The organism is Paenibacillus sp. GCM10012306, from assembly GCF_042649265.1.
Lineage (GTDB): Bacteria > Bacillota > Bacilli > Paenibacillales > Paenibacillaceae > Paenibacillus_AQ.
The window spans coordinates 63,622-80,870 of record NZ_JBHRYW010000003.1 but is presented as its reverse complement, the minus strand read 5'-3'; the positions used below and the strand labels follow the sequence as shown (position 1 = coordinate 80,870).

General features: G+C 41.7%; 16 protein-coding genes. 4 read left to right on the top strand and 12 right to left on the bottom strand.

Annotated elements, in window-relative coordinates; genetic code table 11:
* Nucleotides 1-356 precede the first annotated feature (356 nt).
* The 9 genes from ACFORK_RS07620 to ACFORK_RS07580 form a co-directional block, all read right to left on the bottom strand.
* Entirely contained in the window at nt 357-1,517 is a 1,161-nt protein-coding gene (locus ACFORK_RS07620) for a phosphotransferase enzyme family protein (RefSeq protein ID WP_379197330.1), read from the bottom strand.
* A complete protein-coding gene (locus ACFORK_RS07615) occupies nt 1,514-2,437 on the bottom strand; it encodes an ABC transporter substrate-binding protein (RefSeq protein WP_379197328.1) in 924 nt (307 codons plus the stop codon). The genes ACFORK_RS07620 and ACFORK_RS07615 overlap by 4 nt, the downstream gene beginning before the upstream one ends.
* 25 nt (nt 2,438-2,462) lie before the next feature.
* Nucleotides 2,463-3,470 (bottom strand): ABC transporter substrate-binding protein, encoded by a 1,008-nt coding sequence (locus ACFORK_RS07610; RefSeq protein WP_379197326.1) that lies wholly within the window; start codon nt 3,468-3,470, stop codon nt 2,463-2,465.
* 417 nt (nt 3,471-3,887) lie between these two features.
* Nucleotides 3,888-4,562 carry a hypothetical protein gene (locus tag ACFORK_RS07605; protein ID WP_379197324.1) on the bottom strand — a complete coding sequence of 225 codons (675 nt, stop codon included), beginning with the start codon at nt 4,560-4,562 and terminating at the stop codon, nt 3,888-3,890.
* A gap of 75 nt (nt 4,563-4,637) precedes the next feature.
* The gene (locus ACFORK_RS07600) at nt 4,638-5,003 is read right to left on the bottom strand and encodes a hypothetical protein (protein ID WP_379197322.1); all 366 of its coding nucleotides are present in this window, start codon (nt 5,001-5,003) and stop codon (nt 4,638-4,640) included.
* 25 nt (nt 5,004-5,028) lie between these two features.
* Complete coding sequence (locus tag ACFORK_RS07595) at nt 5,029-5,403, bottom strand: hypothetical protein (protein ID WP_379197320.1); 375 nt, start codon at nt 5,401-5,403, stop codon at nt 5,029-5,031.
* A gap of 22 nt (nt 5,404-5,425) precedes the next feature.
* Nucleotides 5,426-6,796 (bottom strand): hypothetical protein, encoded by a 1,371-nt coding sequence (locus ACFORK_RS07590; RefSeq protein ID WP_379197318.1) that lies wholly within the window; start codon nt 6,794-6,796, stop codon nt 5,426-5,428.
* Nucleotides 6,797-7,301: 505 nt separating this feature from the next.
* A complete protein-coding gene (locus ACFORK_RS07585; protein WP_379197316.1) occupies nt 7,302-7,691 on the bottom strand; it encodes a hypothetical protein in 390 nt (129 codons plus the stop codon).
* Nucleotides 7,692-7,814: 123 nt separating this feature from the next.
* Nucleotides 7,815-8,075, bottom strand: a complete 261-nt coding sequence (locus tag ACFORK_RS07580) for a hypothetical protein (protein WP_379197314.1) — start codon at nt 8,073-8,075, stop codon at nt 7,815-7,817.
* An 849-nt stretch (nt 8,076-8,924) separates the two neighbouring features.
* On the opposite strand from ACFORK_RS07580, the gene ACFORK_RS07575 reads away from it, so the two are divergent.
* From ACFORK_RS07575 to ACFORK_RS07560, 4 genes are all read left to right on the top strand, one after another.
* Entirely contained in the window at nt 8,925-9,503 is a 579-nt protein-coding gene (locus ACFORK_RS07575; RefSeq protein WP_379197312.1) for a hypothetical protein, read from the top strand.
* An 871-nt stretch (nt 9,504-10,374) separates the two neighbouring features.
* Nucleotides 10,375-10,797: a GNAT family N-acetyltransferase gene (locus tag ACFORK_RS07570; protein ID WP_379197310.1), complete on the top strand. Its 423-nt coding sequence runs from the start codon at nt 10,375-10,377 to the stop codon at nt 10,795-10,797.
* A gap of 488 nt (nt 10,798-11,285) precedes the next feature.
* Entirely contained in the window at nt 11,286-11,867 is a 582-nt protein-coding gene (locus ACFORK_RS07565; RefSeq protein WP_379197308.1) for an RNA polymerase sigma factor, read from the top strand.
* Complete coding sequence (locus tag ACFORK_RS07560; RefSeq protein ID WP_379197306.1) at nt 11,836-13,485, top strand: DUF4179 domain-containing protein; 1,650 nt, start codon at nt 11,836-11,838, stop codon at nt 13,483-13,485. The genes ACFORK_RS07565 and ACFORK_RS07560 overlap by 32 nt, the downstream gene beginning before the upstream one ends.
* A gap of 642 nt (nt 13,486-14,127) precedes the next feature.
* On the opposite strand, the gene ACFORK_RS07555 is transcribed toward ACFORK_RS07560, so the two are convergent.
* From ACFORK_RS07555 to ACFORK_RS07545, 3 genes are all read right to left on the bottom strand, one after another.
* On the bottom strand, nt 14,128-14,955 hold the full coding sequence (locus tag ACFORK_RS07555) for a carbohydrate ABC transporter permease (protein ID WP_379197304.1): 828 nt from the start codon (nt 14,953-14,955) through the stop codon (nt 14,128-14,130).
* The gene (locus tag ACFORK_RS07550; RefSeq protein WP_379197302.1) at nt 14,955-15,836 is read right to left on the bottom strand and encodes a carbohydrate ABC transporter permease; all 882 of its coding nucleotides are present in this window, start codon (nt 15,834-15,836) and stop codon (nt 14,955-14,957) included. Before ACFORK_RS07550 ends, ACFORK_RS07555 begins: the two co-directional genes overlap by 1 nt.
* 100 nt (nt 15,837-15,936) lie before the next feature.
* Nucleotides 15,937-17,232, bottom strand: coding sequence for an ABC transporter substrate-binding protein (locus ACFORK_RS07545; protein WP_379197300.1), 1,296 nt, complete (start codon nt 17,230-17,232; stop codon nt 15,937-15,939).
* Nucleotides 17,233-17,249: the final 17 nt, after the last annotated feature.

The window sequence follows — 17,249 nt, the reverse complement described above, 5'->3', positions numbered from 1 at the left end:
TAAGATACAAACGTAAGACTTGATCGTCACTACAGTGGAATGTTTGGACTTTCGGCCACTGTAACAAAAAGCGAAGCTGAGCGAACGGGAAGTTTGAGCTTTGTAGGCGCAAAGCTTTCACCGGAACATAGACTCTCGACAACAAGACCTATAATCGATGGCTGTTCAAAACCAGCATCTCACTAGAATCGGTATATTCCCCTTCACCAGTCATCTTAACAGTGAGCAAGAGGGACCTTCTCCTCAACTAACAGCATTTTTGCACTTAATCTCCAATAACCCCTAGTTGCAGAGAATTTAAGGTACAAAAATGCCACTAATTTCACTTCTATCCTTCTATATATAGTACCGCCTGGTCACTCAGTAGCCCTCTGTTCCAGATAGGTCAGTAAGTCTTGACCCTGCTGTCCTTGAAACCACTTGGCATGACCAAGCCAGAAGCTGTCGTAGGCCAAATCCGTGTTGGACTTGGACTTAACAATCCCCATAAAGTAATCCATCTCGCTCAGTGCAAATTCTGCATGGACCAGGGGAAGGATCGCCACAAGTGCAGCTGTCTCCTTACTGTTCAAGGGTCGAATCGACTCGTATCCTAACAACAAGGCCTCAAGTTGAGCGTAATGCACAATGTCGTCCTGTTTTTGATCATCTAAGGCCAGCCATTCTATGATATTGCGTTCAATTGCCGTAGCCAGATCATAAATAGCACTCGTACGGTCTGCGAGACCGAAATCCAGAATTGTTTCAACATGCGACAGTTCATCTCTATCACTCCACAGTAAATTAGAGGCATGCCAGTCATTATGTGTCCAGAGTGGCTTCAACACGTCGAGTAAAGGCGCAAGCTTAGCGTAGAAAGGCATAAAGACCGTTTCCAAATCCTGCTCCCAAGATCGGCTCTCTAGATACTTGCCCAAGGCTTCGCGTGGCGCAATATAGGCCGCCATTTCCTTACGCGGGTCGGCTGAAGCAAAGATCGAGAAGCTTGATACCAAGGCACGGACAGGTCTTGCCGGGGCTTCAAAGCTCTCCGCCGCATGATGCAGACGAGCCAGCGCTTCGCCAGCCGCATAGGCGTGACCGGATGTCAGAAAAGGACTCCACGAAACAGCATCCCGGTACAAATCCTCCCCTTGTGCCAAGCGGTGCACCTCATACGTCCATTCTTCAAGCGCAAAGGCCGTCAAATCATCTCTCCCGGCAACAATATTGCTCACCGGAATTCCCTGGGTTCGTAAGTGGCGGATAAAACGATGCTCCTCCAGCAGCCCTGGTACATCACGCACTGTATGATGATGTCGCTTAACGAACAGGCGCTCCGTAGCGGTGTTCACAATCGTTGCACTGGAGAATGGCCTAGGGCTATGCCAAGCCAGTTCCGAAGCTTCTTCTAAATCAGGATAATAGCTAAATAGCTGATTGACTTCCTCAAGCGTAATTGGTGCCCAATCCGGCCGAACAAGGGTCGTTCCCATGCCATGTGACAGTAGATCCGGACTGTTAGTTTCTGGGCTCATCGTTCATTCCCCTTAGGCAAAAAGGCATTGCTATAAGCAGTCTTCCAGCCATTCCGATCCTGCAAAATACCATGGTCTACAAGCCACTCGGAATAAGGTTCGATCAATTCCGTACGCTGTACACCCCAGATTCCGTTATGCAGCCAGGTGCTGGCTATTAGTGGCAATGAGCGCTCCACAAGCTGGGAAGGGAAAAATGGAATAATCCGTTCATAAATTGGTGCAGCCAGTAGCGGATCAGCGGCCAAGGCCTGGTAACCTCTCTCCGTAGCCGCCAAAAACGCGCGAACAGTCTCAGGATCTTGAATAGTTTTTTCTTCTTGTGTCCCTATAAGATAGCTATGATAGGGCGGCGCACCAATCTCATCCACAGGCCATACGATTCTCTCTTCTTCAGGAACCGCAGTGTCCATGAGAATTTCCCAGGCCCAATAGCTTCCGAAGGTTGCATCCGCCACACCTGCGGCAATATCATCCGGGGTCAACTCTCTTGTACCACTGTCTACAACGATAATCCCATCCGGGTCCCCGCCATCCGCGCTAACCAGTTGCCGGATCATGGCCATACCCCGTGGAGTCGGATTCAAAGCCACCCGCTTACCGCTGAGGTCAGCCGGGCGACGAATCCCGGTACTTCTCACAGTCTGCACGGTTTCCATTCCCCTGTGGTTAATGGCTGCTACGCCCACGACCACTGGCTGCTTCTCTCTTTGTACCAATAACCGATTACTAGGGAAAATGCCGAAATCCGCTTCCCCTCTGGCTAGATAGGCTAATGTGTCGCCCCTTTGTGGATCGTACACCGTAAACTCTACATCAAGTCCCGCATCTTTATACCAGCCCTGCTCACGCGCATAATAGAATCCGGCTGAATTGGTCCAAGGGTAGAAATATTCAAGCATAACCTTCAAGTGTTTCATCGAGATAACATCCTTTTCGTTAGGTTTATTTTTTCGGGAGGAATTCATTTGTAAAAGCCTCTTCCGGTTTCAAATCCGTTGGAATTAGCCCTTTATCCTTGAGGAATTTCGCATAACCGCTCCATACCTCGGTCTTCATCTGCCCCCATGCCGGTGCATCGGCAATATATTGTGTCGCCAAAAACTTCTGACTTTCCACGGCGAGCGTTTTATCAATCTCCGGTGCATGCTTCAACAATAGTTCCGCACTTTCCTCCGGGTGATCAATGGCGTATTGGTAGCCCTCTTCGGTTGCCTTGAGGAACTTGCGTACTTTATCGGGATTCTCTGCAATCGTCTTGGTTCCAGTAATCAGAATCGGTGTGTAGTAATCCAAAGCCGGGTCAAGTTCCCGTGCTGGAATATAGTTCAGTTCAATACCCTTAAGCTTAGCTTGTATGCCGGTCCAGCCTTCAAAAATCCAGGCAAAATCAACGTTTTTCTGGGTAGCGGCGAAGAAATCATCATTACCGATATCTACTCGCTTCAGCTTGTTGAAGTCGCCTCCGTTCTTTTCCATAACCGCTTGCAGGATCGCTTCCTCCGAAGGAGAACCCCAGCCGCCATATACCTTACCCTCAAAGTCCTTCACACTTTGAATGTTCTTGCTTTTGGGTGCAGCAAACCCTGAAGTATTATGCTGGATGATTGTAGCGACCGCCTTGATCGGCAGCGGTTCCTTGCCGGTTAGCGCATAAGTTACATCCTCCTGGTAGCTGACGCCAAAGTCCCCTTTTCCAGCGGCGATCAAAGTCGATGTCGTTCCTTCTGACGGCTGCACAATTTGTACATCCAATCCTTCATCCTTGTAATAGCCCTTCTCTAAAGCAACATATAGACCGGTATGATTCGTATTGGGCGTCCAGTCCAGAATAACGCTGGTAGGTTCCAAGTTCGTACCTTGCGCTTGCTCTTTCCCACTACCTGCACATCCGGACAGGAGCATAGCCGACAAAGCTGTAATCCCTAATACAGTGAATAAACGTGATTTCATATCATATCATCCCTCTCCAAAACTCTCTCAAGTAAATAAATTCTATTCCGATGTATTTACAATGTTATAGACAAAATAATAACCCTCCATGTAACTGGAGGGTCAAGTGTTTTCTAAACTTCTTTAGCATTTCATTTTATTTTCTTTTACCGATGACTAAATTATAGCTCATAATGTATAATTCAGGGAAATTCCTGAGGTGATGATATGAGTAAATCTACAACCTCTGATAAAGCTATTGTTTGCTTCCGCTCGGAACAGCCTTTTCAACCATCATAACTTTCTTTGTGGTTGATCTATCTTCTCCTTTTAGACAATAAGTAAGCGAACAACTCCTGCGACTTTTACGTCTTCTATCGGAAACTTTCATTTGGGGCCAATAGCTTTTCTTTTCGAATGTTCTTCTTTGTTTGTCAATTATTTGATTTTTCTAGCTAATCGTTGATTTCTTACTTCAATCCTCAATTTTTTGCTTACTTCTCTTTTTATTTGGATCTTTGTTATTTCTTCAGCTTGTCGTTTTTTCTCCTTTAGAGCCTCTTCAGTAACATTCTTCACTAAGACTATCCAACGAAATCTACCAAAATAAATATAAATTAATACAAAAAGGAATATTCCTATCGTAAAAATATTCATTTGTAGTGCTTGTGATGCCGCTTTAATAACACCTAAGTATTCTGTAGTCATTTGGTTAGTCTGTTCAGTTAATTTAGTCGTTATCTCATCCAATTTCAAGCCTTTTAATGATTCAGTATTTACGGCTTGATTAAGATTGTAAATCCAATCAATTGGCTTCATCGTATAACTAATCTGAGCATTTATAGTTGTGAAAATCATTGTAAATATTAAGGCCAAGATAGCTATTATTGAAGTAAGCTGTTTATAATGTTCAAACTGAGCATCGATGCTAGTTTTAATAGTAACTATCTCTGATTCTGAGTGATCGTCAACCATTCTATCTTTCAATTTATTTATTTCATCAAGTTTAAAAAAGCCTATTCCCATTGAACCAACATGATATTTTTTTCTTATATAACGACTCGCAGTATCTATCTCTTCAAACTTAACAGCACTTGGATTTCTAGTTTTCATTCTAGAGATTCATATTCCCTTCTCTATCTAATGATTTCACGTCCCAGGTATAAGTTCTTATAGCTTTGACATGGGTCATGGGTTTTCAGCAGTACGCCAACGATATGTGCCATTATGATAGCCAAAGTTTTTCGTCTTAAATTGTTCCATAGCTGCTTTAAATTGACCAAGAATTAGAACAGCATCACTATTTTGTGGCAATAATTCATCATCCAACAAATCAAGGTAGGTTGTACTTATATCTGAGCTCAATAACTCTTTGATGTCCACTAATAGTCGATTAATTACTTTTACCTTCAATGGATTCAAAACACCGTCTTGTTTCTTCTTTGAGAACTCACGCATTTCTAATAAAGCTGAATCTAACATAGGTGCAAACATTTCAAATTTAGCTACAAATTCGGTAGTAGGTAAGTTAGCCTTGCTATTTTTATATGACATGTGAATTAATTCTCCTCGTTAAAAGTTACCAAGATATTTTCTTTGGCGGAGCCGTAGGTATATCTGTTCTAACCCCATTCTTTTTCCAAAACCATCGTAAATTGCTTTGAACAATATTATCAGCTCTGAGTTTTTCTAAACAATTTATATATTGCGACAAAATTAATAAAATATCACTATTAGTAGGAAGGCTTTCATCATCAAATATCTCGAAATCGGAAAACGGTTTATAATCTTCGTCCAACAACTCATTTGCTTGCGACAAAATTGGATTAATGATTTTAAGCTTAAACCTGTTGATAGCGTCATCAGGTTTTTTCTTAGATAGGATTCCAATTTCATCAAATAAACCTTGAAGTTGAGCTTGTGTTTTTTCAAAAAAGCTAACATCTATATTCATGTTCTCATTCTCCTTAGTAATATTAGGATGGACAACTGCGCCTAAACTCTAAGTATTTCTTTTTAATTACTTCGACCGGATGACGCTGTTTACTTTCATACACCGATATCATCAATTTTAAATCCTCATCCGTTAGTGCGATAATACATTTTCTTTGACCGGACCACAGATCAATGGTGTTTTTGAAAATTGGCTTTGGCAAAGGATTTCTTGTAATAAGAACACCAAATCTACCGAACGATTCAGATAAATAACGATTAAGTTGATTGACATGTTCTCTTTCTACCTTTGCGACATTCTTTAATTCCATTACAATTTGTCTAGTTTGATAATCATCATAAATATCTTTTAAAAAATCGTAAGAGCGATTATTGTAAAAAATCAAATCTCTAATTTGAGTTCCTGAGTCCGTTCTGCTTTGTGTTTCAGCAAAATCCAAGTGGGGGTAAAGTACCGATGCCATAAGCTGACAGACAGAATCCTCATATTTTTTGTCAGCATTATCTGTTTTTCCAGATGGTAATTTGATAATAGAATCTAATTTTCTCTTAGCCGAAACTACGGGTATTTGCTTAAACAAGGGGTCATTTTTACAATCGTCTGAGGTTTTTTCTTTCTGCTTGAGGTAGCTCTGAACTACATCATAGTTTTTTCGATTATATTCTAGAATCTCAACTCTCGAAGGTTTGTTATCTTTTCCCTGTAAAATTTCTTTAACAAAATAACCATTAAAGTAGTCTTCATAATTAATCCAAGGGATATACCTTAGCCAACGCTTTGGAACAAATAGTATCGGTTTCTTTGTTTCGGGGTTTATAGGCAAATACGTAGTTTCTTCAACAAACTGATTTGTCTTGTAGTCATACAAATCATAAATCCTCACCTTTTCTATAGGTATCTGATGCCTTTCACTTTGTTGGATTGTAAAATCAATTAAGAACGACTTTAAAAAGTTGCACGCAATATCACTAACTCGATCCTTAGAAATTTGATCGATGTAAAGTTGTATTTCTTCAAAATGAGTAAATCCATTTTCTGAGATTTGAGGTACAGTTGAGAAAAGATTTAATATTGAAGTTGCTGTTTTTTCGCCAATTCTCACCCCAATTCTGTTGGAGGAGGAACCCAGCCCAACTTCAGCACATTCAGATGATCTCATTAATATAGCAATGGCATCTTTTTCATCACCTTTCTTAATTAGATGTCCTAAATGGTTAAATGAATTCGAAATGGCCGTATGTAAAGAGTTATCTTGCATTGATGGTGATTTCCATAACAAAAACGGGTCTAAATATAATGGAATGTCTTCATTAAGAAAAGGAATTGCAAAGTCCACTTCCTCCTGCGTAAATGCAAGGTTATGAAAATCATTTAGTCTCGGCCTTATTAACATGATTAGTTCCTCCATCACAACCAAGTATGCATTATTAGTTCTCTGTCGATTCTCGTTAAACCCAAGCGTAGTTACCTTGAATGATCGTCAGAAAGGTAGTTCCGAATCTTGTGGTTCCACAACGTCTTGGTCTTTTTGTTCAGGCAGAGATTCAAGAACATTGATCACCCTTAGGACCGTCTGTTTATATGTTTTAATTTCTTGGGTGATACCTACTTCATATTTCTCTTCATAAGTGAAAGCGCATAGTTAAAATATTTATCAGATCCTCGTACGCCGGTATACAATACTCCATCATATTCGATTAGACTGTAGCATGCACCAATAAAGTTGGGTAGTAAATATCGGATGCTTTAACAACCGGAATCTGCTCCACTATCTTCAAAGAAACCTTCAAATCTCTCATCGAAAACTCCAATATCAAAAAGCAAGATTTTTTTTATCTCGAAGGTTACTATATCGATTACTTCGTCATCTGTGGTATGGATTTCATAGGGAACAGCCCCTAGGTCATCGGTAAAAGATATGATACCGGCACACCAATTGCATTGTACCGTCCATAATTGGCATGTCCTTTAGGCGGTGCCCACATTTTTGCAAAAGGATATTTATCCTTAGATTCCTCTTTACGATTTCGTCCGCGATATAGCAGCATCCCTGTATCTGCTGTAGGTTTTAGCCTTGTTCCTTGCTCTTCTTGTTTATGGCGCTCAATTGCTTGAATAAGCATATCACCAACAGGATGCTTCGTGCCCATATTAGGATGTTTAATTAGGAATTCACTTAAACTTGTTAAATCCACATGATCCACATCAATACTGTAGCTTCTTGTGAAGTTACAGTATTGATATAAGACTGCTTCATCATAGAAATTACCCTCCCAAAAAGTGATCATATCACGCAGTATATAGATTTCCGAATTTTCATCAAGCCCTTGCTCACTAAAATCATCGTGTGGATTGTCATTTCTTCCACTTCTGCAACGAGGACAATTAGCATAACCGGCAAAAAGCGCAATTTATTTGTCTGTTACACCATGATCACTTAAATAACTACTCAATAATTCTCCAGATACAACCATATCCATTTCATCTGGATCTAATTCTTTATTAAATTTATATACTAGATACGCTCTTTCATCTCCTTCGCAATGTTCACAACCACCAATATCTGTTGTAATCTTAATTACTACTTCTTGCAAATCACTATCATCGACTGTTACGATGTAATACTCGTCATTTCTAGTGATCTTCTGGTGACAAACTTCACAATTTATCATTCCATAGATGTAATAATTTGAGTTTCAAACCCAGCTTTCTCTTGTAAGCTGGGTCCATAATTATTGAAAATTTTGGCCAAATCATTCCAAAAAAATGTACAGCTGTTTATTTCTGTAATACCACAAAGTTGTAAACGAGTATTCAAAAGCATCGTCCTTGCCAATGCTATGGTTGCACTGATTCTAAAATTGGTACTAGAAGTACCGCTACCACACAAGAAATACCAAAAGAGATAATCCTCAAATATCAACTCGTAATAACCTGTTCATTCTCTTCAATTAACTCGTGGCGTAAAAGTAAGATTCTAATAGTGCTAGTTCTTGATAGTAGTAATTTTGTTGATTTAATAGTTGTCCGAGGTAATTAAGCGAATATACAATTCACATTTATTTAATCGACCACATTATCCAAGTTTGTAAAAGTTTTTATCGCTATATAGATTTATTATAACAACTAAATACAATTTATTTTGTCGAATTATGTGGCATAACTAAGATTAGGATCGAATTAACTAAACTAATATTATATTAAATATCCTCTACAGAGTAAGTTTCCATTGAATAATTTGCACATGCTTTCCCTGTTTCTAGAAAATGTGTTTTAAATACTGGAAGGGAATTAAGGTGCCTTTGAGCTGGTCGATAACTTAGACTAACATTGAATCGGTAATCGGACCATCTTCTTGTCCATAATCGGCAATCGGTACAAGTTCTTGTTCTGAGAAAAGGACAAGAACTTATACCGATAAAATAACCACGCCCAGCGCGGATTCCATTCGAACTATGTTCTTGTTCTCTTACAAGTCGATACTTGATAACCAAACATAATTTAAAAAATAAGGGTTTGAAATGAACAATACAATTTTGAAATCCGCTGTGCAGTTGGCCGGCACTGCTACAAAATCTTTAGTCCAATCAATATCTGGCGGAAATTTCATAACACTATTAGGAGAAATTTCAGGAACTGTTTCGGAAATTTTTTTAGCAGACTATTCCGATAGAGTGTTATCTACCAAAGTGAAGGAGAAGGTAGGCGCCGTTTTTCTTCTTGCTGCGGAGAAGATTAAGAATCGACTAGATAATAGCGAACATTTAAGGACGGATGACTACTTCTTTGCAAATAATGAGAATTATTGTTCTTCATCTGAAGAGACACTTGAGGGCATATTAATCAAAAGTAGATTCGAACATGAAGATAAGAAAATAAAACATTTAGGGTACATATATGCAAATGCTACTTTTGATAGCCACTCCATATCCGATTTAAACTTTTATATTAAACTTGCTAAACAACTCACATATCGGCAAATTTGTTTACTTTCTATTCTATATTCCAAGGAAGAAAACTTAAGTAATATGGAGCGAACTTATTATTCTAAAGAAATAGCTAAAGTACTACAAGAAATAAACGGGTTATATCAACATTGACTGGTTCAAATACTGAGCCCAGATCCCGATGAGAATGGCTTTGCACCTGGCGGTGATTTACAAAAACCTCGGAAGGAGAAATTAAAACAATAAACTCATGGGATGAAACAATCCCAAATAAGGTAATTTTAACGCGATTGGGTAGAACCTTATATTCTGTAATGAGTCTTGAAGAAATATCAAACAATACAACTTTTAAAGTGATCATTTTAAAAACTGAACAAGAGTAAATAAACGATAGAGCTTTGACACCAGGAAATCCATACTCTTTCCAAGCATACAAAAACAGCTACCTGCTCAAGTTGGCTATTTTATCTAACCTTTCAATTGAAGAACGGTAAAACTACCGCCCCTCCCTTATTTTCCCCAAAAGCTCTTAACAATCAAATCCATCTGTGTTTCCAATGAGATCGGATCATTGTAATAGGAACCCTTTTCACTAGTTAAATATACTTGGTTATTCTTCACCGCAGGGAGAGATTTCAACAGCTCGCTGTCTTACACAACATTCGCATTACCGTCGTCCCATCCCCAATTGCTTATAAAGATGTAGAATCCAGCATGTTAAGGCAGTAATTCAAGCGATAAATCCGTTCCAAATTCAGGACCGTCAATGAGCACTTTCTGGATCGCCTCTGGAGCTTTAAACTAAGGAATCTCTCCGCCTCTGCCGCCTTTATTTCCCCAAGCGTAGATTCCTCCGGCGAACGGCTGAAGAATCGATATCGTCTTGTTTCCGACTACCTTGGTAATCTTCACCGTAAAGGAAAAAGAGAATAACTATATTATCCTTCTCAATCAGATATTGATTTTCAAAACAGATGCCGTAATAATACAAAAAGAACTGCAGATAGAGTGCCGGAGGTGCGTTATGGAGTATCCATTTAAAGAGTATGTGATTAGCGATGATCAACAGCGAATTCACGTCCCCACAGTGATCGATTTTGTGACTACCAGCTACTGGGGCAATAAACGATCTCCCGAGAAGATCAAGAAATCAATTCAGAACTCTTTCTGCTACGGTGTGTATGATGAGGACAAAATGATTGCTTTCGCAAGGCTGATCACGGATGGCGCCACAACCTACTATTTGTGTGATGTGTTTGTGCTGGAAGATTACCGCGGGCAAGGCTTCTCGAAAAAACTGATCGAAGTCATCACGAATTCACCTGATTTTGAATGGATGTCCGGAGTCCTTGCTACCAAAGACGCTCACGGGCTGTATAACCAGTACGGATTCGAGATCGAAAACGACAGATTCATGAGAAGACCAGCTCAAGGCAGACAGCAGTGAGCAGGCTTAAGGTGTAGTGCTATACAGACCTGAATTTATACTTTTATATAGAAAGAAACGGATCTCCCCTCCAAATCAGTGCTTGCTTCGTGCATTGCCAAGTAACGGACTACAGGGGCTTTATCGCGTATCATTTTAACCATTCAGGAAGATAACGGACTCCAGTGACGCTATGATCAGAAATTGTGCTCAAAACCCACCATTTAGGTGGAAATAACGTCACCTGAGTCCACTTCATGTCGCAGAAGCAGATTCATGTGCAAATAACGACCATACGGTCCGTTAGCCCCATGCGTGAGCGTCAACCGCTGGTTTTGGTTTTGAGCCGAAAGAAATATACATAAAGAGATTTTTCAAGTGAATACTTTGAATACTCTTCCCTCTCTTGGTCTGCGCGTGTCGCAGGCTTTTATTATTTCCCATAAAGTGAGAAGTTTCCAGGTCTGCAACGTCTTATATATAAATCGATTTTGTCTGGAGGCATCCAAGTGAATGAAGAGATAGACGACAAGCTGGTGATACGGGAGATACTGGGAGGAAATGTGGAAGCCTTTGCGCTACTGGTGGACAAATACAAGTCCGGTTTATACCGCCTGCTGCTTGGCATGGGCGCGAATGCCCAGGATGCACAGGATCTGGCACAGGAATCTTTTATTAAAGCGTACCAGAAGCTCCCGGATCACAACAGCCAGAGCAGCTTTGCCGCCTGGTTATACGCCATTGCCATCAATCGTTTAAGAGATTTGAAACGACGTAAAAAAGTCAGCCTTGCAGCCCTCCCCTTGCTGGCAGAGACAAGTCCGCCTCTTACACCGGAGGAGCAGTACATGCGTAAGGAAGAGGAACTAGAATGGCAGAAAAGATTAGTTAAGCTGCCAGAGCGATATCGCATCGTCCTGCTGTTGCGTTATGCCAATGAGTTAACCTACGAGGAAATTTGCGAGATTACAGGACTGTCCATGCATCAGGTCAAGAATCGTCTCCATCGTTCCCGGCAGAAGTTGAAGAAACAATGGTCACAAGCAAAGGAGGATTCCAGTGAGCAAATGGAGCTTTATCAAACGCGATGATCGTGATGCAGATGAGATGATATCACACCAAATGCAGGTGATCCCGGCAACGCTTCCTGATTTTTTCACAGAGCAGGTCATGGAACAAGTACGTCATACAGAGATGGACGCACCAAACGGAATCAACCTAAGAAAATTATCCGGTATGCGCAGAAACAGAGTCATTAAACGGCTACAATGGGGCAGTGCTGTCGCCATTGGAACGGTCGCTACAGCCATTTTACTCAATGCATCTTACTCTGCTTATGTACGAAATTCTCCACAAATCATTCAGACTTACACTTACTCAGCACCACTGCCCAGCTTGATGTTTGGTGGTGATACACAGGATATCGATGCCGGTCTGATGGAGGCTCATGCGCTCGGGGTGGTACAACAGGCCGATGTTCAGGCAACTGACAAAGGCTATACCCTTATGCTACGTGATATTGTGGCAGATCCTACCCGAATGGTTTTGTTTATTCAGATTATTGACCAGAACGGGCAGCCTGCAGAACAGGCGCTGGATCGTTTTGATTTCACGCAATTGCATATCATGGATCAGCAAGGTGAAGAAATTGGACAGCTCAGGGGAAGCAGCCCCTTGGAAACCCGCAATGGTTCGGACAATTCCATACAGAAGTATATTAAACTAACCTACATTTTCCCAGATAAGCAGCCCCAAGACAAAGTACTCATTCAGAGCGATGTGAACGAACTCAAGTCTCAAAGAAGCCGCGATAAATCACTTAAGGGGAACTGGAGCTTCAGCTACACCGCTGATATGACAAAAGCCAATAGCCTGGTCGTGACATCAGACCTTAACGAGTCCTACACCACCCCGGAAGGACTTCATGTGAAGATGAATCAGCTCGTCCACACGCCTGCAGGTGTACAGCTAAAGTTCACGACCTCGCTCTCTGATGCTACGGCTGCCCTCGCTCCAATGGAGCTGAGGAATAAGCTCAAGCTGAGGTTCCATTTGGAAGATAAAAACGGACAGATGTTGTCTCAAATTGACGGTTTCAGGGATGTAGGAAGTGGAGAGAGATTCTTAGGCTACACATTGAAAGAGGAAGAAAATGCCGCTGCACTGCATTGGACCTACTATTTCTCTTACCTTCCGTATGACAGCATGAACATTCGTTTTGTGCTGGATGGCTATACGCTTCCCGTAAAATCCAATGATCGATTGACGTTCCGACCAGAGGAGCTTAAGCAGCAGCCAGCCATTTTCGATAAACAAGGCGATCATTTGGAAATCCATTACATGAAAATAACTGAAATAAAAGATGAACCCGGTATTTCCGGGTGGATGACGGTCAGTGGCAGCTTCACCAATCAGTTCTTGGCCGACCAGTGGGTCACTTATGATCAAAACGGAGCGGAATATCCAACTATCTTCAGGGGCGCATTTAGTCGTGGAGAGAAGTCCGTCATTAGTAGAGAGAGTAGTGACGATAACTCTAATTATCTTATCGCCAAAGGACTCACTACCTTGCCAGAGGAGCTTACACTTGTACGCACCGTTACGGACAAACGATATACCGATGTGAATTGGAGCTTTGATCTGCCTAAAATCGAACGTAACGAAGCGCTGAAATCCATTCCTGTTCCACAGAATGCTTCTGACCATTAACTAAGATAACAGACCGTTGCTCTTTCACTTAGAAACTGCGGTCTGTTTTTGTTTCTTGATAATATATTGGACAGTGAAAAGTTCATGTCAAGAAATCGCAACCCTTTCTGGGATTAACCGAGTACAAGTTTAGTCAATCTGAACACCCAAGCTTTCACTTCATTCCCTGTACTGCTAAAGTTACTATCCCATAGTTTTCCTGCTTGTAACTTTTACTGTGTGAAAAGCTTCTTTTTCATATTATTTCAAAATGTGCTCAGTGCATAAATAAAGGCATTTTGTACCTTAAATTGATTATTTTAGCGTAAAAAAGGGAATTAAGAGCATTATTATACCTTATTTTCCTATATATCCTTAAAAAGACGGCCTCCCCAAAGAATTAACATGCAAAAATGCTCTTAATTACCATTTCTCCTTCGTTGTCGCCGAATTAAGGTACAAAAATGCGCTTATTTACGTATCCGCGCGGATGGAAGCAAACCGGGGCTGAACCAAGCGACTATCCACTTCTGTAAATTGTTCAATTAATGATACCTTATTCAAAAATAAAACAAGCCGGCAACCTCTTCTTCGAGGATTGCCGGCTTGTTTCCATTAAGTATAGTTACCACTTTGCAGTGGTCATTTCAGTTGCGTTTTGACTTAGCCCTTAACCGCACCTTCTGTGATTCCTTCCATAATGAAGCGTTGGAAGAAAGCGTAGATGATGACAACCGGGATTGCGGTCAGCACCAGAGCGGCCAGAATCAGCGACCATTCTTTGTTGTATTCACCGAACAGCATGTTCGTGGACAAGATCAGGGTGTACTTGTTCACGTCTGTCAGCATCAGCAGCGGAAGCAGGAAGTCGTTCCAGATCCACAGGAAGTCAAGAATACCAATCGTAACAGTGATCGGAAGCAGCAGCGGCAGAATGATTCGGAAGAAGGTCTGGAACTCACCACATCCGTCCATGTGAGCCGATTCTTCAAGCTCCTTAGGAATCCCTTTTACAAATCCATGATAGAGGAACACGGCCATATTCACACCTAGTCCGATATAGATCAGGCCCAGACCAATCACGCTGCCTTGTACATCCAAAGTTCTGGTAACACGTGACAACGAGATCATGATGGAATGGAATGGCACCAGCATCGAAGCGATGAACAGGAAGAACAACGCACTGCTCAGTTTGCCTGGTGTTCTGGACAGCTTGTAGCCGGCCATGGAAGCGAACAACAGGATACCTCCGATGCCTACAACCGAGACGATGACAGAGTTCTTAACGCTATTGAACAGGTGAATCTTCGCGAAGGCCTGACTGTAGTTCTCAAAATGAAGCTGGGTAGGCAAGGACAGAATGTTTTTAAAGATCTCTCCTTGTGTCTTGAAGGAGTTGATGATCGCCATATAGATCGGGAAAAACGCTAGCGCAGCTCCGATGATCAGGACAATCAGGATGATTGTAGAGGACAGTTTGCTGCTTTTCATTATGCCTCCACCTCATTTCTTTTCGTTACGCGAATTTGGATCAGGGTAACAAGCAGGATAATGATGAACAGGATGACTGATTTGGCGCTCGCATATCCATAACGGAAGTTATTGGAGAACGCTTCTTCATAGATATTCATCGTAATAACCTGTGTGCTGCGACCAGGGCCGCCGCCTGTCAAACCAAATACTACTTCAAATACTTTAAACGCACCGTTTAGGGTGAGGAAGAAACAGATTGTAATCGCATGAGAAATCATTGGCAGTGTAATATGTCTAAAGGTTTGCACCGGATTGGCACCGTCAATAACTGCCGCTTCCTTCAAGCTTTGTGGAACACCTTGCAGGCCGGCTAAGTAAATGATCATCATGTATCCTACACCATTCCATAATGACACAATGACAATCGAGAAGAAGGAATATTTAGGATCGCCGATCCAGGATTGATCCAGGAACAGCAAGGCTGTTTTTTCAGCAAGTTGTGGGAGCACTTGGGTGAAGACGAACGTCCACATGAATGCACTAATGATCAAACTGATCATGTTTGGCATGAAAAAGATGGTTCGGAAGAAACCTTTGAAGCGTGTCCGTGATTCAATAAACACAGCTAGCAGCAAAGCCAGCACATTTTGCAGAACTACCATTACTACAACGTACTTAAGGGTAAACAGCAAGGCATTGATAAAATCCGGGTCATCGGTCAATGCTTCCACAAAGTTGGCAAGGCCGACAAAACTATAATTGCGGTTCAGCCCGTTCCAGTCTGTAATACTGTAGAACATCCCGCCAATCGTTGGAATGAGCATAAACAAAGTGTAGAACAGTAAGGCTGGGCCCACGAAGTATAACATCGAGCGCAGGTTGCGGGATTTCTTTAACATGATGGCACTCACCTCTTTAGATTTAAAATCCAGAGGGAGAAAGGCAATTTCGGGTGAAACGGCCTTTCTGCCCTCCCTATCCATTATTATTTACTCTAATTTATTTATTTACTTTGTTGTAATCTTTCCAAGCTTTGTCGAGCGCCTTAATCACATCATCCTGCGACAATTGTTTCGAGAAGTAGCTTTGCAGTCCCTTACCCACTTCATCTTTTACAGCTTGCGGGATGGATGGATCGCGGTAAGCTTTTCCTTCTTTTACATACACAGTAGCGTCGTCAACCCATGGGTAGCTCTTATAGTTATGAATACTTGCTACAGGGTTAAACTTCATGCTTTCGTAGAAACCGCTGGACTCTTTGTCATCCAGTACGAAGTTGAGGAAATCCAGAGCAACATCTTTGTTCTTGCTTGTTGGCGATGCAACCAGGGAAGTAGAAGCACCGAGGTTAATCAATGTCTGAGCAGGGTTGTCGCTGAGTGGCAGTGGTGCTACGCCAAAGTCGATGTCCGGGTTAGCTTTTTGAATGGTTTCAGCATACCAAGGACCTTGTACCCACATTGCCGCTTTGCCGTTAGCAAAGGCAGCCGCGCCGTCGTCACCGCCGACTTCAAGCGCCTTGTTCGTGCCGTTTGCGTTAACCAGGTCAATGATATCGAACATGGATTTCATTTCTGAGAAGGAACCTTGATCTTTGTTCATCCGTTCGATGAAATCTTTATTTCCTGTTTCAATTTGTGCCCCTACAGACAATGGCAGGAACAACTGTGGAATCCATGATTCTTTATAAGCAAGTTCAAACGGTGTAATGTTGTTTTTCTTCAGTGTCTCTACAAGCGTCTTCATTTCAGACAGTGTATTTGGTGGTGTTAGCTTAAGGTCAGAGAAAATTTTCTTGTTGTACAAGTAACCCCAAGATACGCTCTCCAGCGGAACTGCTACGACTTTGTTATCGATGGTTACCGAAGGTTTCACGCTTTCCAGCAGTTTGCCTACAAATGGCTGGCTGGTGAGGTCTTCAAGATATCCTGCTTTGTAGAACGATGGAATTTCGTTGATCGCGTGAATGGAGAAAATGTCCGGCGCGTCGTTGGATGCAAGTCTTGTTTTAAGGATCTGGGATGCGTTGTCCGAGTTAGGCATTTCCAACTGGACTTTCACATCTATGTTTTTCTCTGCTTTTTCTTTGGCAACAAATTTATCGATGTATTGATCAAACTGATCCTTAAAGCGCGGTAATCCGATGAACATTTTAAGCGTCACTGTCTTTTCCGAGCCTTTTCCACTAGTTTCGGCATTACCACTTCCGCTGTTCGCACCACTGTTAGAACCACAACCAGCTAGAAGCAATACTGTCATCATTGCGCTTGCCGTTACTTTCCATGACTTCTTCATTCTGTAAACCCCCTCAA